This window comes from Agrobacterium rubi TR3 = NBRC 13261 (genome assembly GCF_000739935.1).
In the GTDB taxonomy this organism is placed as follows: Bacteria; Pseudomonadota; Alphaproteobacteria; order Rhizobiales; family Rhizobiaceae; genus Agrobacterium; species Agrobacterium rubi.
Genome location: NZ_BBJU01000022.1, coordinates 12,857 through 36,584, shown reverse-complemented (window position 1 = coordinate 36,584; position 23,728 = coordinate 12,857). Strand labels below are relative to the sequence as shown.

Below are 23,728 nucleotides of genomic sequence, written 5' to 3'. Positions count from 1 at the left end.
TCACTCGCGCGAGAAAAGGCAGCACAATCGTGCTGCCTTTTGTATTGGCGGTCCACTACTGTGATGCCTGAAAAAGCCGTCCCCGCGATCCCTGAAGATGCTCGAACATCAACTTCCGTGCATCGTCTTCATGTCCGTCAGCAATGGCTTTAGCAATTGCCTCGTGTTCGGCAAACACACGCGTCAGGCCCGTGGCTTCTCGGCGGATCGACGCGCCGTGGAATTTCATGCCAACCGCAATATGGTCCTTCAACGCCTCCATAGCCGTGGAAAAATAGGTGTTTTGCGCCGCACGGGCGATGGCCAGATGGAACTGAAAGTCGGCGTCCTCGCGGTGCGATTGCCTGTTGGTGGCGTCGCGCAGAAGTTCCAGCGCCTGCCGGATGGCTTTCAGGCTGTCAGCATCGTGACGGGTAGCTGCTGCTGCTGCTGCCGCAGGCTCGAGCGTCAGTCGAAACTCGTAGCAATTCAGTAGATCAGCGACATTTTCCAACTGGCCGAAGCCGAGTGGCTGGCGCAGGCCGACGGAGCGCACGAAGCTACCTGCGCCACGCCGCGAATAAATCAACCCTTGATCACGCAGACGCTTGAGCGCTTCGCGAACGACTGGGCGCGACACTTCGAATTCAGCGGCAAGTTCGTGCTCGGTCGGTAAACGCTCATCAGACTTATACGCTCCCGACTTGATTGCGCGAAGCATGCGCTCGAACACGATATCGGCAAGGCCTTTGCGCGCGGTTCCAGCTTCCAGTCCCATGTTTCAGCATGCCTTCCGCAGAACCATGTCTGCAATGATTTTCAGGGTATCGGGATGCCCGAACCCGCCTGATTTGGCAATGATGGTGCGTCCATGTGTTGAGGCAACACCGAGGCCCGGCAGGCATTCACCATGCAGATGAAGCCGTGACACACCGAGGCTGCGCATGACAGCATCGGCAGTGGCCCCACCCGAGAGAAGCAGGGTGTGGTCGTTCGGAGATAAACTCTCTTTAAGGCTTTCGCCAAGAGCCTCGGCGACGGCCTGCGGGTTCACGTCCTGGATACCCTGTGTCGCCTGTACCAACGTCAGCGCAGCATCGACTTGGAGCGAACCGCTAGGCTGTCCATTAGGTGCAGCCACGTAATGTAGGTCGATGTCTGCGCGCAATGCGTCGATCTGGGTGAGTGTAATCGGATCGCGTGAGCCAATGATAAAGATGGCGCGGCCAGCGGGGATCGTCGCCACTTTCGAAGGTGTGCATCCCGCCATACGGCCTGCAAGCGCTTCGGCAAGGCCACGCGCGCCGATTAGGAGGTCGGTGCCATCGCGTTCAGCAGCCTCAAGGGCATTCTCCAGGTCGACATGCGTGCGCGCGTCTGGTGCGTTGATACGGGCAAAATGCGAACCGAAGCGGTCTGAAATCGAAATGGGCGTATCGATACCGTGACCAGTGACGTGGCCCGCCTCGACAATACGGTCAAATGCGGGAATGGCAGGTGCGGCGAGCGCCCGTGAATAGGGGATGGCATCGAGTTCAGCAGCAATATTGCCCTTGAGCCGGGAGTCGACCTTCTTGAACAGGCGCGTCCCCGACGGCAAGAAACCAATGGCTGCCGCTGTCATCACCCTCGCGTCGTCAGCACTGATTTCACGGGTGTTGAGGTTGATCGAAATCACATCCGGCGCATCTGCGACAATATCGGTAATGGTCCCCAAATTGAGCGCTATGTCAGCACGAAAGCCACGCGCGGCGAAGGGAGCTGCGGAGTCGAGCGCGCCGGTCAGATCGTCCGCAAGAATGGCGAGCATAAAATCATCCAGTCAAGTTGTTATCTTTATAATCTCGAAAAGTCCTTTATTGTCAATCATTCATCGTTATCTCTAAACAAATTCCGCATGAGGTTCACGGGTTGTAACAGAAGTGCCGCTGCTGCCGCTCGTCTCAAGGAAGTCAGATCTTGTAGGTCGAGTTCGTCGGTGGCATTGAAGCCCTCATCCAGTACAGTGAACAGCGGATCCGGCACAGGCACGCGCCGGGGGCAGCCGATTGAGCGAGCGGCGCGCGCTGCCGAGACGGTGCCCAAGGCGGGCTCGCGGCACACCGCTCAGGCACTCTTATAAATCCGGCTGGAATGACTAGGAGTTAAAATTTGCGCCAATACCGGCATCACCTTCTCCTTCCAAGGGTTGCAGCGCTTGCGTGTACCGATTACTAAAAATTCTCAGATAGCATGTAATAAGTTCCCGCACGCGACTCAGGAGCGTTTGAAGCCTATGCGACGCAGACCTTTCGTCTCGAACACCATTAACGTGTGGCGGAACTTTCAGGCACGTGAAGGGGATAGTGAAGACGTCAAGCAGGCAGTCGTCAGGGTCATCATCTCATTTGCGGCGGTTTTTTTCATTATCTCGTCGACGTTTGGCGGGCTGCGAATTGCCCCACAAATGGGCATACTAATCCTGTTCGCATTTTATCTGCCGTTTTCTTGCGTTGTTTTATGGTGGATGAAGAAACACCCTGGCGACCACCCCTGGAGGCGATCGATCGCAATCGTGTGTGACATGCCAGCTTTAACCTATACCATGGCAACTGGTGGCGCATCCATGTTGCCTATTTTTGCGCTTCTAATGTGGGTAACCGTTGGGAACGGACTTCGTTTTGGCCCAAGGTATTTGGTCGCCTCAACCGTGATGGCGCTGGCGTCGATTGCTGTCAGCACCATGTTTAACGCCTATATGCGTGAAAATCCCTATGTTGTGCTGACGCTGACCGCAACAGCCATATTAGTGCCTGCATATATTTACGTGCTGCTTGATAGAGTTCATCAGGCGTATGCAGCGGAGCAGGAAGCCAATCTGTCGAAGTCGCGGTTTCTGGCGCAAGCCAGTCACGATCTGCGGCAGCCCGTTCATGCCATCAGTCTGTTTACAGCATGTCTACGGGACGCAAATCTTCGCCCCGCCGAGTTGCAGATGGTCGACAACATTGATCGATCCCTACAAAGTGTTTCGCGCTTGTTCAAATCATTGCTCGATGTCTCGACGTTAGACAGCGGAAAAGTTGTGCCTCGATATGAAACTATCGCCATTCAGGACATTATCGATGACGTCCTTCAGCAGAACACCGAAGCAGCGCACGCCAACGACTGTAAACTCCGCGTGCAAGCATGTAAGGCATTGGTCGTCACCGATCGCGCGCTTTTGACGACGGTCCTTCAGAACGTGGTCAATAATGCCATCAAATATGCGCCTGGACGGGCTATCCTGATTGGCTGCCGGAAGCAAAACGGCGCGCTTGTTTTACAAGTTTTTGATCAGGGTCCAGGCATTTCACTTGAACACCAGGAGCGTGTTTTCGAAGAGTTTTATCAGGTGCGCGTGCGAGGAGATCGCGATGTCGACGGAGTCGGTCTTGGTCTACCGATCGTCAAGCGGCTAACACGTCTTATGAATTTGACGGTGCAACTGAGATCAGTTCCTGGGCGCGGAACATGCGTGTCCTTGTCCGGTCTAACAATAGCGCCTGAACAGCTGTCTCCCCAGCCAAGGAATGTTAGAACAAAACCGGAGACATTCAGTGTGAATGGGCTTCGCGTCCTTTTGATTGAGGATGATGAAGCAGTTCTTCGCGCGACGGCCAGCCTATTGCGCAAATGGGGCTGTGAGGTACAGGCTGAAACAAACATACCGGAGCGGCTTGCCCCCTGCGATCTTGTCATTACGGATTTTGATCTGGGAGAAGGCACGACAGGAAGCGATTGCATATCGTCTGTGAGAGCTATGGCAGGTTGGTCCTTGCCAGCCGTGGTGATGAGTGGGCACGACGCTGGTCGGGTGCGGGATGAACTGGCCGACGGCGAAATCCCGATCCTGTCAAAACCTGTACGTCCAGCAGAGCTTCGGTCGATCATCATGACGGCCGCGATTGAGGCGCATGGTCCGCTCGACCAAACGCGCGTTGGTTAGTTTAGCAGACTACGCCTTCAAACGCAGTTGCGCAGGAGTGGTCAAGAGACCTTCTCTCATCGCGTAAGTGACCGCGGCGACGCGTGACGCGACACCAAGTGCTCTGAACAAAGCGGTTACGTGAATGCGGACGGTGAATGGAGAGATGCCGAGCGCAATAGCGATCTCTTTGTTGGTCTTCCCTTGAGCGATCAACTGAAGGACGGCGAACTGTCGTTCACTCAATATCATCTGGTTCAACGTTGGCGCGCGCTTGTGTTCTGGTAGCGACACGACGAGTTCGCCAACACGCACTGCCTCGAGCCCCGTCAGCATAGTCTGAGGAGACACGGCTTTGTTAATGAAACCGTTAATGCCACAGGCCATCGCTGCATCGATTGTTGCAGCGTCGTCCGCCATTGTCACGATAACGATTGATGATCGGCTGAACTGTTTCCTGAGGGCTGGTAATGTGCCCAAGATATTGTGCTTTGAAAAAAAGAGATCAAGCACAAACATGGAAGGCGGCTCTTTACGCTCTCTGGCGACGTTAAGAGCCTCTTCCAGGGTCTCCGTACTTAAAACAACCGCTTCGGGAAATTTTCTGCGAATCAACGACGCCATTCCGTCCCTAAAGACTGGATGATCATCAACGACGACAATTGTTTCCTCGGCCAAACGTTGTGCCTCTCAAGGTCCTTGGCGCGATCTATAGCAGTGTGTGATTTCGATAACACTAGCACATCTGTGCTATTTTTTCGCACATGCAGCAAAAAAACCATAGAGAGAGAATTTCTAGGTCGCGCAACTAAAAGAAGAGTTTTTTTAGGGTTTGAAAATCCCATAGTCGAGGGCAATCCGATCGCGCCGTCGCTTATCTCTAAAGAGTAGCTTATAAATAAGAGTATATTATCGTTACATAATCAAGAAAATACTGAAAGCCTCGTTCCAAACAATGACGTGTTGGACTGAGCTTTCTTGATGCCGAGTTGAATCGAATTCTCTGATCAGAAACGTGAATCATACAAAAACCAAAACCAATTTTTTCGCTTACGGGTTTAGTTTGATCGAGTAGCACATCCGTACTAATAGCTTGGCTTTATCACCTGTGGTTAATCCTCGCTCCTAACCTACCGCATACGCATTGCGTTCGCTGGCATGATTATGGAGATAAACGATTGACCCCGAAAAGCAAAAACGGGAGCCTGTATCAGGCCCTATCAACCTCTACAGCGCTGACAGTGACCCGCCGTGCGGCGGTTTTTATTCCTGCCTCGCTTGCACTTTTCACGTCAACGGCGATGTCTCAGGACGCAAGAGACTTTATCCATGACAATGGCAGCACCACGATCAGTACGGATCAGGTATTCGAAGACGATTTCATTGTTGGCCTCAACAATAAAGGCGTGTCGTTGGATATCAACAACGGTGCCAAGGTTCTTGTCAATAACCGGGTTGTCATCGCTGGCGTGGACGGCTCGCAATCGACGGTAACAGTTTCAGGTCCTGGCTCTGAACTGAATGTGCGGCGGACGAACAGTGTTCTCGGCAACCTTTTGACGATTGGTGGCGGTTGCAATGGCTACTCGCTGATGTGCGTGACGGGCGGCGATGGTACTCTGATCATCGAGAATGGCGGAAAGGTCGACGCGCGGGAGGTGCACCTCGCCGAAGGGATGGAGTCACGCGGCACTCTTTTGGTGACGGGCGTCGGTTCTGTATTGACAACCGACACATTCACTTCAGCTCAAAGTGGAGACGAGGCGGATTCTATCACTGTCGAAAACGGCGGATCCATTTTAACAAACTACGCTGGCATCGGTCTACGTAACGCACCAGGTGGTACCTCTGCCATCAATGTGAGAGGTCAAGGATCAAACTGGACGAATACGGGCACATTTGACTTGAGCGGAAGTATGGCTGTTTCGGACGGCGGCACTTTCGCCACGTCAACTGCATCTCTCGATACCCATGCCGAGTTAATTGTCTCGGGTGCGGCGAGCACGATAAATGTCTCAGACAATATCGAAATTGAAGACGATGGCCACGTTGTCGTGGCACAAGGTGGTTCGCTGAACGTCGCCAATTCGATCGACATCGGAAACAGCGGTTACCTCGTTATTGGTGGGCAGATTGATACCGATTCGCTGGCTGGTGAACCCAAGATTATCAATACGCAGGCCGCAGGCAAAATTAATACAGAGGCTTTGGTCGATTTTGGAAAATCTGGCACCGGTCGGGTTGTTTTTAATCATAGCGATACAGCCTACGAATTTTCTAACAAAATAGTCGGTGACGGTTCGATTGTTAGTCTAGCGGGTGAGACTATTCTGACTGGAGACCTAACCGGCTTTGCATCGTTTGATTCCTACGCAGGCGGCGTTATTGTCGATGGTAACAGCAGACTGGTCATCAAGGGTGATCTTGGTACCGCAATCGCTGACGATGACACGGTGTCTCCGGATCGCACAAATTTTTCAGTGCGTAACGGCACACTGGTGATAGGCGGCCAAACCGGACAAATCGTCACGAATTTCCTTGGCAGCGAAATCTATACGAGTCGCGTGGACGTATGGGGCGATACGCTCAACTCCGCGAACGATGGAACCAGTGTCACTGGTAAATATGGCAGGCTCGCCGGCTTTGGAACTGTCGGCACGACACGCGTGGATAAGGGAGCATCCATCTCGCCTGGCGATATCGGTAATCCACTTGGTACAATCAAGGTTCGTGGCGACCTCGATTTCATAGACGGGTCCGTCTACGAAGTCGACGTTGCCGCAAATGGTGACAGCGATCGAATCGAGGTGGAAACGCTGAAGCAGTATGCCGGCTTCGACGCCAACAGCGATCCTATTACTGTGGACGGTCTTGGCAGGACAACGATCGGCAATGACACAGCCGTTCATGTCACGGCGCTTGATGCAGCGACCAGTTATCAGAGCGGTCAGACCTATACGATCCTGACATCCCAAGGAGGGATCACCGGAAGTTTTGCCGAGGCGATTTCTAAATCTGCATTTCTCGACGTTGCTCTCGATCAGAAGGAAAAGGAAATTGACCTGAGAATTTCCGTAAAGGACACGGGGGCTCCCCCTCCGACCAACCCGAACCCTGAGCCCCCTACCAATCCAGCTCCCGAACCCCCAACCAACCCAAATCCCGAGCCCCCCACCAATCCCAACCCTGAGCCGCCCACAAACCCAGCTCCGGAACCCCCGACGAATCCTGGTGCCGGTTTGTTCGACAGCGTGGCCGATACATCGAACCAAGTCGCGGTGGCTCGTTCACTCAACACATTGCAGCAGAGTGGAGAATCACTAGCTCTTTACAATCGCCTTCTCCTACTGAGCGCTGATGAAGCGCGAGGCGCCTTCGATCAGCTTTCTGGAGAAGCCCACGCAGCGGTGAAATCCGGTTTGGTGTCGAGCAACCATTTCATTCGAGATGCTGCCAACGACCGACTTCGCGCAGCATCTGGTGATGTCGCCGCAAAGCCTGTACCTGTCAGTAATTATTGGGATAATGGCCGCTGGATGAAGGAAGATCCAATGGCAGCTATTCTTCCTAAGCCGCTCGATCCCGCGTGGTCTGCATGGGGACAAGCCTTCGGTTCTTGGAGCAGTCTTGATGCTGACAGCGGACGGGCAAAGACAGACGTTGCGACTGGCGGCTTTGTGACGGGCATTGACACGCTTGTCGACCAAGAGGTTCGGCTCGGCGCATTCGCCAGCTACAGCCGCTCCAATTTCGAAGTGGATGATCGCACATCTTCTGGAGACAGCGATAACTATTCCTTCGGCATCTATGGCAGTAAGGAATGGGGTCCTCTAGCAGTAAGAACCGGCGCGGCCTACACCGTGCACCGGATATCGACTGACCGTTTCGTTAATTTTCCTGGGCTGTCACAACAGTTGAAGGCCGACTATGACGCCGCTTCGTTCCAAGTGTATGGGGAAGTAGGATATGAGGTCCAGACGACCGTCGCCGCTTTTGAGCCTTTTCTCAATGTAGCGCACGTTAATCTCCGGACGGATGCTTTTTCTGAAAATGGCGGTTCTGCTGCACTTAGTGTGCAGAAGGACACGACAAACACCACATTCACGACTCTTGGACTACGCACATCCTCTGACTTCAGCTTGGGCGGGGTTCTCACCAAGGCGAGCGGCACGGTTGGCTGGAGACATGCATTCGGAGATACGGATCCGTCGTCACGTATGTCCTTCGCTGGCAGTGACAGCTTTGTTGTAGATGGTGCGGCTGTCTCGCAAAACGCTCTTGTCGTGCAAGTCGGGCTAGATTTTGCTCTCTCTGCGGACGCTACTTTTGGCGTGTCTTATAACGGCGAATACGGCGGAGATGGTGTGAACAGTGGTGTTGACGCCAAGCTCAGCGTGCAGTTCTGATGAAATGCATCTCGCTAAAAATCTTGGCTCTGGCGGCGGTTTATTCCGCCGCCGTAGGTCAGTCTTTCGCTCAGTCTCCCAGCCCGGATGCCAGTCAGCCATCTTCTCTAGCGGAAAACTACGGTGATTGGAGCGTACGTTGCGTCACAAAAAATGAGACGCGTGAGTGCGCCTTTTCGCAGACGCAACTCAATACAAACTCTCAGCGTGTTCTTGTCGCAGAGTTGAGACCTCAAGAAGATGGCAGCCTGCGTGGAAGCTTGGTTCTGCCTTTCGGGCTAAGATTGGCGGACGGCGCAACATTTGCAGTTGACGATTTGCCACCAGGCAAACCTGCACCTTTCCGCACGTGTCTTCCTGTAGGTTGCTTGGTCTCACTGATCTTCACCGAAAAAGTAGCAACGTCTCTTCGCACCGGCACCACTCTGAAAGTCATAGCAAAGTCCAGCGATACAGGCGAGGACGTTGCATTCTCAGTATCGCTAAAGGGCTTCGACACTGCTTTGCAGCGAACGACCGCTCTGGGGAGACGATAATCACCGCGGTTTTCTTAAAAAGAGATGCCAAAGCTTTGACACTAGCTGGCAGTTAGGATTTCGTCGGTTAGGACTGAGGATATTGTGTGCGACACCATTCCCACAGCGCTCGCCTCACTGCAAGTCAGGCCATATAGACCCTTCGCGTTAGCGCTTTGTAAGATTCCTCACCACAGCCATGGTCCCACTCTCCGATGAGAGCAAGGGGAGCTAGCTGTACGCCGCTCGAATGGTAGCCTTTGTTAACCGCATCCGCTGATTAGCACATCTGTGCTAATGGGCCGACGCCGTCCTTCGTGCGAAGGAAATCCATTCTTTTTTCGGTTTTCACTTCGCCGGAAGGAGAGGAAAAAGCAAGTTTTTTGAGAGGGATAAGATGCTAAAAACATTTACAGTCGGGGTTTGTTCCCTCGTTATGGTGGTTGGATTGTCTGGGTGCCAGACCGCGCAGGAATCCGCCAGTAGCGCGCAGATGACATGCAAATCACAGGGCCTTAAGGCAGGCACGAAGCGGTATGACCGTTGTGTGAGCGCGACATACCAAAGCAATCGCCAGCAGGCTCAGCAAGCCGAAAACACCGCTGTCGCCGGAGCGGCCATCGGTCTCGTGGGTGGCGCTGTTCTGGGCGCCAGCTTGAACGATCATCATCATTACTATCGCCGTTGCGGGCCATGGAGCTGCTACTAAGGAGTTATTGAATAATAGCTTGTCTTCTGCTCAAGCCCTATCTGATCGACGTATCTGCCGGCAAATGCCGGCAGATACTCCGAAAGAGGCGACGTCGTCTGTCTGATCATTTTGTTTAAGCTAGAAGTCGAATTGTGCGTCGATCATGCCGCGACCATGACTTGTGTCCGAACGCTGCAACAATCATCGAACGTGAATGCCAGAGCGCATCACATAATCAAGGCTATGACGGCGGTAATTCGTATACCGTCGATTGCTCCGGTCGCAGCTAGCTCACCACCGTTGAGCTTCTATTTTTAGAAGCTTGATTATCTCGCGCTCACTCACGGCTGACCGCATGGCGGCGACTTTGGCTCGTGTTGCTGCAGCTACCTTTGCTCTCAAATCTGTGTCGTCTATCAAATTTAAGATCGTCTCTGTCCACACCGAGGCCTGGTAGGGCAGGAGTATTTCAGAAGTGTTCTCTGACCCTCCGTATGCCTTGGATATGGAAAATATCCCTGCGGCACCGAACCTGGCGACATCGATTCTTTTTGTCGGCGCCCGACAGTCGTTTACAAGCGACGGTGTCAGCGGAACGAGCATGATGTCGATCAGACGTTTGGAGGATTCCTCCAGATATTCGCTCCAACTCACTGGTGGTCGGACAGTAACACCCTCCATGTCCTTCCATATTTTTGCTGCATGTTTGCCCGCGAAGACCTCAAATCTCGTTTGGGGCCTCTGGATTAGAATTGATTCAATGATTGGGTGGAGGAAGAGATGCTCGGAATAATGAACGCCAGTGGCATGATATGCAATGCACACATCTCTTTTATCACCTCTCGGTTTATTGACCTGCCACAGCCGGGAAGGTGGGGCAGGTGGGACGACAACGGGCGCTAGATGGCGCATTGTGTCGCCGAGCGCCCGCGTTGACACCCAAACCGCGTCGAGAACGGTGTTGAGGCGTCTAAGTGGGTAAAGCGCCCGATAATAGAGAAAAATACGATAGGACAGCGTCGCATCTTCTCCCGCGACGACAGCAGGGATGTTGTCGTCCAAGAACAAGACAACGCCTGCAAGGCTGTCCTGATTAACCCTTATCCATTTCAGAACGCTGGCGGACGCGTAGCGGCATAGTATGACCAGCGCCCCGTTCGTTTCCAATGAGGATAGATCGCGATTTCTGATATCTACCAGCTCATAAGGATGTCTGGGATCATCGGCAAATCGTCCTTCGAAATAATAGTCTGCTGTTGGGTTCGGATGGCGGCCAAACAGATAAATTCGACGCACTGGTTTGCGCGCGGCATTTACCGCGCTGTTGCGAAGCCGAGGTTGTGGTAAAAGTTTCGTAAAATAATTACGCCATGATAAAGGTATCATCGGTCCTCATTCCACTTCGAAAGCCGTTTCGCCAACAACGGTATCCTTACGGCCAGATGCCCTATCCGGCTCTGGCATTGCGCCAAACCTTTGGTGTTCTGACATCAAGAGTTCGCGGCAAGGCGTCGAGGACATGATCACCGCCGGCAAGGGAGAGGTTTGGATTGTAGTGAGGATCATTTAAAAGCACCTCGCTCCACTCTTCATGCATGAATTGTTCTTCTGAGGCGAAGCGCCTTCGTTTTTCAGGCGTATCATCTGCTAGACGTGAAACCGATTCAAGGTGCGTCAAACGGGCGTGAGGTGTCCAGATTATTTTTTGTCCGGATACGCCGAGCTTAAGGCAGTAATCAACATCATTGAAGGCCACTGATAGCGTGCGCTCGTTCATGCCGCCGACGTTCATCCACAGTTTTTTTCTTGTCAGCATACAAGCAGCGGTCACCGCGCTTATTTCTCGCCTTTGAGAGATAAGCCCGTAGTCTTCGCCACCATCAGGATCACGGAAATGGAAGCTGTGGCGCGCAACCGATCCAGCGCCCAGTGTGACCCCCGCGTGCTGTACGAAACCGTCACGAAACAGGAGAAGAGGACCGCAGGCGCCTACGCGCTCGTCCTCAAGCTCCACGATCATCCGGTCCAGCCATTCGGGATGCAATGGGTCGACATCGTTGTTCAATAATAGAACGAGGTCATGTTCCGCAGCGCTCACACCGATGTTGCAGGCTTTTGCGAAATTGAACGGGCCGGGAAGTGGAATGCGACGGATGAGACCAGCATCCTCGTAGCGTGAAAAGAGCTGTAAGGTATCAGGCTCGCAGCTGTCATTGTCGATAACAATAACGTCCAAGCCATCATGCCTTGTTTTCTCATACAGGCCAGCGAGGCAAACTGAAAGAAGGTCGGCCCGGTCTCTGGTGGGAATAATGACGCTGACCTTGGATGGCGCGGCGGGAGACGAACCAGAGAGAATTGAGGCAGGCTGTCTAAAATCTCGCCTGTGAAGCAAGGGGGCAGGTAAGTGTCCGATCTTGCCATATTGCGACGCTGCCATCAGCAAAGCGGCCGCACCCATCTTTTGGGAATCAGGTATGTGAGCCAACGTCGTTACCCGGATCGCTGCACCATCTGGGGCGAGCCATCCTGATTGCGCCAATGGCGGATTCCATGCGGGTTTAAAAAATGGGTCGACACGTTCTCCTGCGGTATCAATTCTGTCTTCATCGCAATAAACAGCGACTAGGTTGGGATCATCGACAAGCGGCTTAACGAGCCGCTCGATGGCGTCGATACTCAGTTCCATTCCGGCTGTCAGACGGATCCAGACGCAATTTTGGTTGTGGGTAAAATCTTCGCCCCCGGTTTGGGCGGGCAATTCTTGAATGTGAGGATAGGTTTGAGCCGTAATCGAATCGCGCGTTTTCGATATCAGCCTCGGATCACCAACGATCGACACCAGGACATCGGGCGTATCTGGCCAATCCTGAAAATTCGATGGCTTGCGAAACGTCTCATTGACCTGGCGCCAATCCCGGTAGGATGGCTCATTCAAACTGTCGCAAAGACGGACAATCCGGAACTGAAAACCTCTTATATTTCGTCTTAGAAGGAGACGAAGAGCTTGCCACATCGTTTTCGGCGAGTGGCATGCAAGCCGGATTACCATTTCGAGATAAGTCATGGGGCGGGCAGTAAACTTTGCTCGCTGGTCAACGCCGTCGGGCAAAGCTAGGGAAATGGCTTGGAGATCGACAGGCATCCAGCCAAAGAATATCCCGTGCCCCCGCTCATCTAGCAGAAGAGATCTGGTAATCGTCTCAGGGATGCGATCTTTTCTGTGAAGTTTCACGATGCAAACGCGCTTTTTCCCGGTGCCCGAAGCATCAATCTTGATGGAAACCGGCATGTCGCCGAGCGCGTATGGTATTTTGGAGTTTTCTGCGGTCAACGAAATGTCCGTTCCTTTCATTTCGCGGCCACATGTCCTTTTGCCGAATTTTCTAAATGACCATCAACGTCATAAGAGCCGTGAACCTTTAGCGACAAGATTTGGCAACGACAAATGTCGTCGGTCCGGTTAATCGAAACGCTCCCATAATAAAATCCCGATTTTGTCAATTAGCATGTGCTTTCGATTATGCTAGACGATACCGATGGGCGACGACTTGAGAGACGTATTGTTGCAGTTGTACGACGCAGGGGCTGAGAATGTACCTGCGCATACGATCGCATGGCGCATTGACATGACTCCGGCGATCAATGTGGGGATGAACATGGGCTATATGCGCTACCGTGAACGCGATGGTGTGAGGTATTTCTATCTCACTGAAGCGGGATATAGCAAGATCGGGATACCACCGTTTTCACTTTGGAACTCTATGCTTTCATGGCTAAAAGGCTTGTTTCGGTAATCTGCCGAACGTTGAGTGAGGTCATGATACTTCGCGCTGTCAGTTGTTGAAGTTATTATAAACCCCAGCCCCGCCCGACACGATGCCAATAGGCTGCCCGATAATCGTAACGAACCGGGTGAAATCAACAGAAGGATGGCGTGATGCGTAGATAACGTCTCTCGCCTTTATATCAAAATTCTGACCAGTGAGCATGCTGCCCGCCTTTGTCATGTCGAAACGATACACGATCGGGTAGCGGCCCAATTTATCCGTGCGCATACCCTTGCTCACCAGTTGGTTGAAACGCTGTGGCCCTAGGAGGTCCATAACAATGTCGGGTTCTTCATATCGGAATACGAAGTAGCCCTTCATGTCGCTGGTTTCCGCCGATCCACCGCCTGCTAGGGCGACAGCTTCCAACAAATTCAGGTCATTCGCGCCGAACTCAAGCCGACTGTTGCTTTTAACGGAGCCGAGGACAGTGAAGGTACGTGGTTCGCGTGTTACAAAAATCTGGTCGCCGGGCTGGAGATAGACATTCTCACGTGGATTTTGGAGAAGAGTCTTTAGCAAGACTGTCCCTGTTTTACCCTGTCGGGTCAGTGTCACGTAGCTCTCGTATGGCTGGGCGCTTGGGCCTCCCGCCTTCGCGATAACTTCCATAATTGTCTCTGCAACCAGATTCAATGGAACGACCGCTGGACTGTTCACGGCGCCCGACACTGTCACATTGCGAGATGCCGTTGCCGCGCTGCTGATGATGACGTCGGGCTCAACGGCCTTGCTTTTCAAAGCACCAAGGATTGTTTGGCGAGCCTGCTCGAGCGTCTTGCCAGCGAAAGAAACAAGACCAACATAGGGTATGGCGGCCTTGCCGTCCGGTTGAACAACGATGTCAAGTGTCGTCTGCTTGGAATCGCCGGTTGAAAACAAACCGTCTGAGCCTGCTTCAAATATTGTGATTTTGAGCTGATCACCAACACCGATCACGGGCCGTTTAACGGAGCCACCAATCCCGAATCGGCTTTGCAGCAATTTCCCGTCAAACGCAGAAATAAGCGTGGCAGAGTTCACGTCGATGTCGACGATATCGAAGACAACGCTCTGTCTGGATCCAGTCTGATTGATCGATTGTCTGGATTGTTCCAGAACGTCTGATGCGAGGGGACCATCACCAGGCAAATTGTTGCACGAGGTTAGGCTCAGCCCAATCAATAAAAAACCAGCCTTCTTCACAGTCACTCCGTCACGCAAAATTCGCACGCAGCCACCCAATAGCAAGAAAGTGTTAAAGATGGCTAGCCTGCTTACCGACAGTCCATAAAAAACCTTTTCTGCAACCAGAAAATTTGACATGAGACGATCTTGGCCGCAGGAGTATTCGATGTTGCGAAGATTTGCTAACCTTTTCTCTTCATCGGACTACGGGTGCTTGCTGAACCGAACTCGTGGTGGCGTTTGAGAGACACATGTGACGGCTGAATCCTGCTACCAACGAAATGTGTGCGTGTTGATATTGGACATTGGTAAAGTATGACTGTTGAGATTTTGGGGCGTTCTTGCATAGCCCCTTCGGCAAAAAACGTTGATCAGCTTTTCCAGCTTTTGCGGCAGGAAATCTGTGCAGTCAGTACCATTCCAGACGAGCGTTGGGCGAAAGCACGTTTCTGGCACCCAGCGCGCGGCATGCCAGGGAAGGCTTATACATTCTCTGCTGGAGTGTTGGCGGACGTCTATGATTTCGACCCGGCCGTGTTTGGTATTTCCGCACGTGAAGCATCCTACATGGATCCGCAGCAGCGTATTCTGCTCCAAACGGTTTGGCGCGCGCTTGAAGACGCATCCGTTTCGCTGGCAGAACTGCAGCAGGAACGCGTCGGGGTCTATATCGGTGCGTCGTCATTGGACAACGGCAATCTCCAGATAGAAGATCCGGCATCCGGCGGCCCGCACTTTATGACGGGCAATACGCTGTCGATCGTGTCGAACCGAATTTCGCATATTCTGGGTCTGAACGGCCCGAGCATGACAATCGATACCGCCTGTTCGTCATCGCTGGTGGCGCTGCATCAGGCTGAACGCGCGTTGCGTGATGGTGAGATCGATACCGCTATCGTTGGCGGCGTCAATCTCCTGTTGCATCCCTTCTCATTCATCGGCTTTTCCCAGGCTCGTATGCTGTCGCCGGAAGGCCTTTGCCGGGCTTATAGCGAAAATGGAGAAGGCTATGTTCGCTCGGAAGGTGCTGGCGTTGTCGTTCTGCGCCGTACCGACCGCGTCCTGACGGATGGAAGCAGAAGCCGTGCGACGCTTGTCGCATCAGGCATGAATTCGGCTGGCCGCACGAATGGAATATCTTTGCCATCGCGTGAGGCGCAGGCGGAGCTGTTGCGTTCGATCTACAATGGCAACGGGATCGACCCGGACACTCTCGCCTTTATCGAAGGTCATGGCACCGGCACGAAGGTGGGCGACCCCGCAGAGCTCTGGGCCATCGGATCGGTGCTGGGCCAGTTGCGGTCGAAGCCGCTGCCCATCGGTTCGATTAAGTCCAACATCGGACATGCGGAACCCGCATCGGGCATTCTCGGCCTAATCAAAGCTGTTTTGTCACTGGAAAATGATTATCTGCCAGCGTCTCTTCACGCGGAGACCCTCAATGCAAACGTGGATTTCGATGTTCTGAACATTGAGGTCAACCGTGCAGGGCGCGCGCTATCTCGTGGACCGGAGCGACGTCTTGCTGGCGTCAACTCCTTCGGTTTCGGTGGCACCAACGTGCATGTGGTCATCTCCGATCCGGCATCTGTTGCTGAGACAACTGTCGTGGACGAGGGCGGTACTTTCACCCTGTCTGCCCACACGCAAACAGCTCTCCACACGCTTTTGGAAGACTATGACGCAAGATTTGCGGCAGCATCCAGTGAAGAAAAAGCCGAGATCGTCTCTGCCACCCGCAACCGGTCGATGTTGAGACACAGGTTCGTGGCAGCCGGCGACAGTTCAGAAGAAATCGCCAATGCCCTTTCGTCCTATCTCGGTGAAGGGCGCGAAACGGACTCCCAGATTGGCGAAGTCCCGGGCAAAGTGGTCAAAACGGCATTCGTATATGCTGGAAATGGATCGCAGTGGGCCGGTATGGGCGTCGATGCTTATCGTGAAAGCAACGAATTCCGCACGAGGTTCGATCAGTTCAGCGCGCTTTTCGCTGAGCGCGCGAGCATTGATATATCGTCGCTTCTGTTTGCCGATGACCTTGATCAACAGCTCCGCGATACCCGCATCGCGCAACCCTTGCTGTTTGCGGTTCAGGCCGCACTGACGGATTGTCTGGCCAGCTATGGCGTAAAACCTGACCTCGTCTTCGGTCACTCCGTCGGTGAAGTCGCGGCCGCTTACGCCGCCGGTATTCTGAGTGCCGAAGATGCAACGACCGTTGTATCGATTCGATCCAAACATCAGCATGCTTTGGCAGGCATCGGCACGATGGCCGCAGTGGTTATGTCGGAGCCAGCAGCGGTTGCCTTTGCGCAGCGTCATGGCCTCGATAACATCATGGTCGCAGCCACGAATGCACACAACTCGGTTACGATTTCCGGTCCGGTCGAGGAGATTAAGGGTTTCAAGGCCGCGGCGCAGGCGAGCCGCACCGTCGTACACATTCTCGATATAAACTACCCGTTCCACCATCCGGTGATCGATGGGGAAAGAGATGCTTTTCTTGCAGAAATTCCCTCTCTTGCACCTCAAAGCGGACACACGACCTTCATTTCCACGGTTACCGGCAAGGTAATCGACGGACAGCAACTAGATGCCAACTACTGGTGGCGAAACGTCCGTGAACCCATCGCATTCGAAGCGGCTGTGAATGGCGCGCTTGAGGCTGGATGCAATATCTTTATGGAAATTTCGCCCCGCCCCATTTTGTCGACCTATGTTGTTGAAACTGCCAAACAGGTTTCCGCTTCCGCAGTGGTTCTCCCCACCCTTGCTCGTCCAGGCTTGGGTGATGGTATCGATCCGGTCAAACGGTCAGCACTTCGTGGTATTTCACATGGGGCACGGGTTGTATCGGCCAGTGGACGCGCTCTTGCCATCAGTGGCATAGACTTGCCGCCATTGCCGTTCGAGAACGCGACCTATCGTCCGCAGATCACATCTGACGGGATCAATGTGTTTGGCCGTGATGGCGCGGATGGACCCTATACTCTTTTGGGATGGCGGACCGATCCGAATGCCTCGGTGTGGAAAAACCATATCGATGCGCTCTTGTTTCCTGATTTGGCCGGACACGTCGTGGATGGAAAATCCATCATGCCGGGCAGTGCCTTCATTGAAATCGCCGTGCAGGCGGCGAGGGCGTATTACGTCACCCCTGAGGTAGAAATCACCAATCTCGAAATTTTCCGGCCTTTGGAACTGCGTGACAACCGGATGGCTGAACTGCTGACGCGGATATCGCCGGAAACCGGCATGGTCGAGATCGCCTCTCGCGAATACATGAGCGATGATGGCTGGACGATCCATGCAACGGCACGCAGTCGCCGTTCCGTTGGACTGTCTCGCAAGACAGAACTGAACGTTGTGCCACTTGGCAAGGCGCACGCGATTTCCTCCGCTGAAGCTTATGAGACCGCGCGACGCTTCGGTTTGGACTATGCGCCTTGCTTCCAGCTTCTGGAACGTGCCGAGGTTTTTGGTGATCGGCACATTGTCGTCAATCTGCGACCGGCCGCGTCCCCGGCCCATCCATATCTCAGCTACGGCATGGATCCGGTGTCCACCGACGCCGCTTTCCACGGGCTTGTCGCACTTTTCGGTACGTTGACAGGCGAAATTGATGGCGCGCCTTATATTCCCGTGCGGTTCGGAGCTGTCCGAACTGCGTCTTCCGGCCAGCCAATCGTTAGTGCTGTTATTCAGATACAGCGGTTCAGCGCAAACAGCCTGAAGGCACGTATCGAGTTGTTGGCTGAAGATGGCACACTTGTTGCCGCACTGGATGATTGCCGTTTCCGGCGGACATGGCTGCGTCAGCACAGTACGCTTGATACGGTCGCCTTCCATTATGAGGCTGTTGCAAGACAGCAGGTTTCATCCGACACGTCGTCTCACGCGGTCGCCGCCTTGCCTGCGAGCCTCTTCCCCAAAGTTGCCCAGGCGCAGACGGATGAGGCGACGTTGCTTCTGGACGCGGCTGTTCAGCGCGCCTGTCACGATATCGCGCTGCTCATAGCAAGCAAAGACCAGACAGTGTCCTTGTCGTCGCTGCCAGGTAAAACGGAATTCCAATGTTTCCTTTCGAGCAGTCTGTACACTTTGGAAGATGCTGGCATCGCGCAATTCGCCGATACGGGTTGGACCATCCAGCCTGATAGCGGCCTGCCACCCCTCAGCGATTTGTTGAACGAAATCTACCGTCGCTTCCCGGAACGCGTTGCAGAGACGGTGTTGATCAACAACGCCTATCAGGAAACGCTCAAACTTCTGGCGAAAGGCTCGCATTCCGAGCCGGTCCAGTCGTCGTCTTTCCTCAGCGACGCGACCCTCGACCATGTTCGCCACCACACGGCGCTTGGGCGTCGTCGTGAACAACTGGTCATCGATGCGGTGAATGCAGCTCTGGCTGATGTTCTGCCGGGTGATGGTTTTACAATCGTTGAGGCCGGTGCCGTCTCCACAGCCTTCAGCAATCGCCTTGCAGATATTGTTGCCCTCAAGGGTGCGCGGCTCGTCATCGTTGAACCATCAGACCATCTGCGTCGCACGCTTGAAATCGGGTTCGAGCGCAATCCATCTGTTGATTGCCTCGCCCCCGATGACGTGTCGCAACTGGATCGCGCTGATGTTGTCGTAAGTGCCAGCGGGTCTCTCTATGGACATTTCCGCGAGCATAGCGGCTTGAAAGACGTTTTGCGAACGGCTGCATCCAGCGCCGGTCGCGTCGCAATCGCAGAAACTTCGTCGTCGGCTCTGTCCGATTTCGTTTTCGGCCTCACGGAAAACTGGTTTTCCGGCAGCACGACGGCAGAATTCCCGACCGGCCTGTTTGCATCCTCCACCCAGTGGGAAGACCTTCTCAAAGAGTGTGGTTTTGGCACACCTGACGTCGCACAGTGTGACTCTGCCGAGGGTGGATTGTTGCTGGTTCAGGCCGCGACATTGACCAAGGCTGCTGCAGGCAATGTCGGCGCGTCGTCTTTCGCATCGGTGTTCGAGGTAACACAAAGCGAAGCCGATAGCCCTGTGCTGTGTGGGGCTTTCTCAAAACCGCTGCTCTGCCCGCCTGATGAGGCGCGCGCAGTATTCGACCAGGTGTTTACAGAGCGCCTATCCTATCCGCTTGCAGTCATATTTGCTCTTCCCGCGAGAAGCCGTGATGCGGCTGGCGTTCAGGACGCCGTTTTGACACTGAGCGCTTTTGCAGAAGCAGCACGCGCCCATCTGCGTGGACAAGGCAGTGCGCGCGTCCGCCTACTCGTCGTCGCGGCCGGCGGATCGCCTGCGGCATCCGATCAGGCCGATCCCGACGCAAGCGGCTTGTGGACATTCGCAAGAGTTCTGCAAAACGAATATGAAGAACTCGATGTCTTCCTGTTGGATGCGGCACTTTCTCAGGTGCAGACATCAAACGCCGTCATGTCTCTGCTCGCGTACGATGGCCCTGAGCGGGAATGGGTATGCAGCGCAAGGACCGGCTTGTTGTCGGTGGTCCGCGCTGTTCCGAGTTATATTTCCGATGCTGCCAGAAAAACGACGACGTTTGAAGCTGCGACCATCCAGCAACAAACCAGCGGCCGCGTCGATAGCATCGTCTGGACGCAGGACAAGATTCCTGTTCCCGGCGCAGATGAAATCGTAGTCAAAGTCGCTGCAACCGGTCTCAATTTCCGCGATGTGATGTGGTCGATGGGTCTCCTGCCCGAAGAGGCGCTAGAGGATGGTTTTGCCGGAGCCACAATCGGAATGGAGATGGCTGGCACAGTCGCCGCCACTGGCTCTTCGGTGACCGATCTTTCCATTGGCGATGACGTCATGGGTATTGGTCCCAAGGCGTTCTCAACACATATGGTCGTTGCCCGCGATGGCGTCACCAAAGTGCCGCATGGCATTGATCTGGCCGCAGCGGCCACGGTTCCTGTTGCCTTTCTGACGGCCTATTACGCGATGGTTGAACTGGGTCGTATCCGCGAGGGCGAAACGATCCTGATCCATGGTGCAGCCGGGGGCGTTGGTCTTGCTGCGCTGCAGATTGCCAAGCTCAAAGGCGCGAAAGTCATCGCAACGGCCGGTACCGTCGAGAAGCGCCGGTTCCTGACGCTGCTAGGGGCGGACCATGTGTTCGATTCGCGCTCGCTTGCTTTTGTGGGCGACGTTTTGCGTGTGACGGACGGGGAGGGGGTCGAGCTTGTGCTGAATTCTCTCTTTGCCGAAGCGATGGAGCGCAGTTTCGAACTTGTGAAGCCATTCGGTCGTTTTCTGGAACTTGGCAAACGCGACTACTATTCGGACCGCAAGCTTGCGCTGCGCCCATTCCGGCGCAACATCTCCTATTTCGGTATCGATGCCGACCAGCTGCTCGTCAAGGCGCCCGACCTGACGCGGCGAATCTTCGCCGATATTGGGACATTGTTCTCGGAACGCAAACTTACCCCGTTGCCTTATCGTGCCTTCCATTACGATGAGACAGGTGCTGCTTTCCGGCTAATGCAGAATGCTGGTCACATCGGCAAGATCGTCGTGCGCCCGCCCATCCAGGGTCAGGATCATGTGCAGCTGTTTTCCAACGAGGCGCTTAAAGTTTCGTCCGGCGTTTATCTCGTCGTCGGCGGTATTGGCGGATTTGGTCTCGAAACGGCAAAATGGCTTGGCAGCCGTGGTGCAACCCATTTAGCACTTTGCACGCGCGGCGGGATCGCAGATCGTGAAACGCTGGATGCCGTTGCCGCATGGAAAGCATCTGGCATAAAGGCCGCCGTTCACGCCTGCGATGTCACCGTCGAAGCGTCGCTCCAGTCACTGCTGACGGAACTTCGCTCGTACGGTCCTCTCAAAGGCATCGTGCATGCCGCCATGGTTCTGAATGACGGCCTGATTTCCAACCTCGACCGCGAGAAAAACCGTGCCGTCATCGACGTCAAGGCAGTGGGCGCGAGCAATCTTGATCGTCTGACACGGGCCGATGATCTTGAACTCTTCCTTTTGTTCTCGTCAGCGACAACGATGATCGGCAATCCCGGTCAGGGCAACTACGTCGCCGCAAACGGCTATCTCGAAGGTCTGGCGCGCGCGCGTCGGCGTGCCGGGTTGCCTGCGCTCGCCATTGGATTTGGCGCGATCGGTGATGTCGGCTTTCTGGCGCGCAATACGAATGTCAGCGATATCTTATCTCGCCGTCTCGGCAAAACCGCCCTCAAGGCACGGGGCGCTCTCGGTTTCGTCGAGCGTGTCATCGTGAACGATACGGGTGCGGTCGATCAGGCTGTCGTCATGATCGCAGAACTCGACTGGGCAAGCGCGTCGGCTCTGCCGATCACATCGCAGCCACTCTTTTCCGCAATTCCGCGCAATGCGGCAGGGGGAACCTCTGGCGGCGACGGTGATCAGGTTGATCTCGCAACGCTGGTGTCCGGCAAGTCGGATGAAGAAGCCTACGCCATCCTGCACGGCTTCCTCGCGGGCGAAATCGCGGCCATCCTCAAGGTAGCGGAAGACAGCGTCAAAGCCGACAAGGTGTTGAAGGACATAGGTCTGGACAGCCTCATGGCGATGGAACTGGGAGTCGGTTTCCAACAGAAAACGGGCATTGATATTCCGCTGTCAGGCATGGGCGACGGTGCGACCGTGGGTGATATCGTACAAAAACTGTATGAAAAGGTCACCGCCGATGATAACTCTGGTGACGCGGACGACGATGTGAACAGCACGTCGTTGGTAGAACAACTCACCGACAAGCACACCGCGACAGTCTCAGAGAGAAAACTCGGTCACAATGGTTGACGAAGCAGATCACAACGACCTGAGCGAAGCACCGTCGGAGAGCACGCTCGTGAGCGTGCTTCGGCAGCGCCAGGGAGAGACCGGCCAGAACCGCATGGCGCGCATCAATCGGCGCGCGCCGGAACGCGTAAAGCTGCCGAAGCGCTTCGATGAATTGCCCGAGTACAAGAAAATCGTCGCGCAAAAGGCCATTAGCGATCTGGCGGGTGTGGACAATCCGTTTTACCGTTCGCATGAAGGTGCCGCCGGAGCGACGACGCGTATCGACGGTCGTGAACTCATCAATTTCGCATCCTACGACTATATCGGCACCAATACGCATCCTGCAGTGCTGAAGGCTGCGACGGATGCCATCGGAAATTATGGGATTTCTGCGTCCGCCAGTCGTCTTGTGGCCGGCGAGCGGCCTTTGCATGCGGTTCTCGAGCATAAAATCGCATCCGTCTACGGCACGGAGGCCGCCGTGTGTTTCGTCAGCGGTTATCTGACCAACGCCACGATCATCAGCTGTATTGTGGGCCCCAAGGATCTCGTCATCCACGACGAACTGATACACAACAGCGTTCTGTCCGGCGTTAAGCTTTCAGGCGCATCGCGCCGTTTCTTCCGACATAACAATCCCGCCGATCTCGAGAAAATTCTCTCCAGCATCGAGGGGGATTTCGACCGCATTCTCGTCATCGTTGAGGGTGTGTATTCGATGGATGGCGATATTGCCGATCTTCCGGAGTTTGTCCGGTTGCGATCAAAATACGGCTTTTGGCTGATGGTGGATGAAGCCCACGCACTGGGTGTTCTTGGTGAAACGGGGCGGGGCACGTTTGAGCATTTCGGCATCGACTCATCCAGCGTTGATATCTGGATGGGCACTTTGTCCAAGACGGCGTCCAGTTGTGGCGGTTATGTCGCGGGAAGTTTGCCGCTCATCGAGATATTGAAGGCGCAAGCCGGTGGCTTCGTCTATAGCGTCGGCCTTGCTCCGTCTTTGGCCAGCGCAGCACATGCGAGCCTCCTCGTTTTGGAGAATGAACCGGAACGCGTGGCTTCGCTCCGCCGAAACGGGCAGCTGTTTTTGCAGCTTGCACAGCAGGCTGGCCTCGATACCGGACCCAGCGAAGGTTATTCGGTCGTCCCTGTCATTGTGGGTGACTCCCTTCGCGCGGTTCAACTGTCGAACGACCTGCTGAAAGCGGGAATCAACGCTCTGCCCATCATCTATCCGGCGGTTCAGGAAGGGATGGCGCGTCTGCGGTTCTTCTTGACAAGCGACCACACGCCCGAACAGATTGCGCATGCGGTGAAGCTGACGGACGAAATATTGCAGAATCTGAAGCAGCGAAATGTGGGCTTGGGCGCTCTCGATATGCAGCAGGTCGCGAAACTATTCATGTGATATTGCGACTGCTTTGGAA

General features: G+C 54.4%; 13 protein-coding genes. 6 read left to right on the top strand and 7 right to left on the bottom strand.

Features of this window, described 5'->3' with window-relative positions; all coding sequences use genetic code 11:
• Positions 1-55: 55 nt before the first annotated feature.
• Together RRU01S_RS16670 and RRU01S_RS16665 are read right to left on the bottom strand one after the other, a co-directional pair.
• Positions 56-757 (bottom strand): FadR/GntR family transcriptional regulator, encoded by a 702-nt coding sequence (locus tag RRU01S_RS16670; protein ID WP_045231433.1) that lies wholly within the window; start codon positions 755-757, stop codon positions 56-58.
• A gap of 3 nt (positions 758-760) precedes the next feature.
• Positions 761-1,789, bottom strand: coding sequence for a four-carbon acid sugar kinase family protein (locus RRU01S_RS16665; protein WP_045231432.1), 1,029 nt, complete (start codon positions 1,787-1,789; stop codon positions 761-763).
• Positions 1,790-2,176: 387 nt separating this feature from the next.
• Between RRU01S_RS16665 and RRU01S_RS16660 the strand changes: the two genes are divergently transcribed.
• On the top strand, positions 2,177-3,946 hold the full coding sequence (locus RRU01S_RS16660) for an ATP-binding response regulator (protein WP_234936185.1): 1,770 nt from the start codon (positions 2,177-2,179) through the stop codon (positions 3,944-3,946).
• A gap of 9 nt (positions 3,947-3,955) precedes the next feature.
• Here the strand turns inward: RRU01S_RS16660 and RRU01S_RS16655 are convergent, their stop codons facing one another.
• Positions 3,956-4,603, bottom strand: coding sequence for a response regulator transcription factor (locus RRU01S_RS16655; protein WP_045231431.1), 648 nt, complete (start codon positions 4,601-4,603; stop codon positions 3,956-3,958).
• Positions 4,604-5,103: 500 nt separating this feature from the next.
• Here RRU01S_RS16655 and RRU01S_RS16650 point away from each other — a divergent pair, with 500 nt between their 5' ends.
• Both RRU01S_RS16650 and RRU01S_RS25420 read left to right on the top strand, forming a co-directional pair.
• Complete coding sequence (locus tag RRU01S_RS16650; RefSeq protein WP_131367804.1) at positions 5,104-8,331, top strand: autotransporter outer membrane beta-barrel domain-containing protein; 3,228 nt, start codon at positions 5,104-5,106, stop codon at positions 8,329-8,331.
• Positions 8,331-8,867 (top strand): invasion associated locus B family protein, encoded by a 537-nt coding sequence (locus RRU01S_RS25420; protein ID WP_081880106.1) that lies wholly within the window; start codon positions 8,331-8,333, stop codon positions 8,865-8,867. Before RRU01S_RS16650 ends, RRU01S_RS25420 begins: the two co-directional genes overlap by 1 nt.
• A gap of 484 nt (positions 8,868-9,351) precedes the next feature.
• Here RRU01S_RS25420 and RRU01S_RS26335 read toward each other — a convergent pair whose 3' ends face one another.
• From RRU01S_RS26335 to RRU01S_RS16640, 3 genes are all read right to left on the bottom strand, one after another.
• A complete protein-coding gene (locus RRU01S_RS26335; RefSeq protein ID WP_174000704.1) occupies positions 9,352-9,519 on the bottom strand; it encodes a hypothetical protein in 168 nt (55 codons plus the stop codon).
• 309 nt (positions 9,520-9,828) lie between these two features.
• Entirely contained in the window at positions 9,829-10,923 is a 1,095-nt protein-coding gene (locus RRU01S_RS16645; protein ID WP_131367803.1) for a glycosyltransferase family protein, read from the bottom strand.
• A 61-nt stretch (positions 10,924-10,984) separates the two neighbouring features.
• A complete protein-coding gene (locus RRU01S_RS16640) occupies positions 10,985-12,871 on the bottom strand; it encodes a glycosyltransferase family 2 protein (RefSeq protein ID WP_165572238.1) in 1,887 nt (628 codons plus the stop codon).
• A gap of 205 nt (positions 12,872-13,076) precedes the next feature.
• Between RRU01S_RS16640 and RRU01S_RS16635 the strand changes: the two genes are divergently transcribed.
• Entirely contained in the window at positions 13,077-13,334 is a 258-nt protein-coding gene (locus tag RRU01S_RS16635; protein ID WP_045231427.1) for a hypothetical protein, read from the top strand.
• A 39-nt stretch (positions 13,335-13,373) separates the two neighbouring features.
• On the opposite strand, the gene RRU01S_RS16630 is transcribed toward RRU01S_RS16635, so the two are convergent.
• On the bottom strand, positions 13,374-14,552 hold the full coding sequence (locus RRU01S_RS16630; RefSeq protein WP_045231466.1) for a polysaccharide biosynthesis/export family protein: 1,179 nt from the start codon (positions 14,550-14,552) through the stop codon (positions 13,374-13,376).
• Between the two features lie 297 nt (positions 14,553-14,849).
• On the opposite strand from RRU01S_RS16630, the gene RRU01S_RS16625 reads away from it, so the two are divergent.
• Together RRU01S_RS16625 and RRU01S_RS16620 are read left to right on the top strand one after the other, a co-directional pair.
• Positions 14,850-22,316 carry a type I polyketide synthase gene (locus RRU01S_RS16625; protein WP_045231426.1) on the top strand — a complete coding sequence of 2,489 codons (7,467 nt, stop codon included), beginning with the start codon at positions 14,850-14,852 and terminating at the stop codon, positions 22,314-22,316.
• Complete coding sequence (locus RRU01S_RS16620) at positions 22,309-23,709, top strand: aminotransferase class I/II-fold pyridoxal phosphate-dependent enzyme (protein ID WP_045231425.1); 1,401 nt, start codon at positions 22,309-22,311, stop codon at positions 23,707-23,709. The genes RRU01S_RS16625 and RRU01S_RS16620 overlap by 8 nt, the downstream gene beginning before the upstream one ends.
• The last annotated feature ends 19 nt before the right edge of the window (positions 23,710-23,728 follow it).

Coding starts and splice junctions, on each gene's coding strand:
- RRU01S_RS16670 (WP_045231433.1), bottom strand. CDS start 757: ATGGGACTGGAAGCTGGAACCGCGCGCAAAGGCCTTGCCGATATCGTG.
- RRU01S_RS16665 (WP_045231432.1), bottom strand. CDS start 1,789: ATGCTCGCCATTCTTGCGGACGATCTGACCGGCGCGCTCGACTCCGCA.
- RRU01S_RS25420 (WP_081880106.1), top strand. CDS start 8,331: ATGAAATGCATCTCGCTAAAAATCTTGGCTCTGGCGGCGGTTTATTCC.
- RRU01S_RS26335 (WP_174000704.1), bottom strand. CDS start 9,519: ATGATGATGATCGTTCAAGCTGGCGCCCAGAACAGCGCCACCCACGAG.
- RRU01S_RS16645 (WP_131367803.1), bottom strand. CDS start 10,923: ATGATACCTTTATCATGGCGTAATTATTTTACGAAACTTTTACCACAA.
- RRU01S_RS16635 (WP_045231427.1), top strand. CDS start 13,077: ATGGGCGACGACTTGAGAGACGTATTGTTGCAGTTGTACGACGCAGGG.
- RRU01S_RS16625 (WP_045231426.1), top strand. CDS start 14,850: ATGACTGTTGAGATTTTGGGGCGTTCTTGCATAGCCCCTTCGGCAAAA.
- RRU01S_RS16620 (WP_045231425.1), top strand. CDS start 22,309: ATGGTTGACGAAGCAGATCACAACGACCTGAGCGAAGCACCGTCGGAG.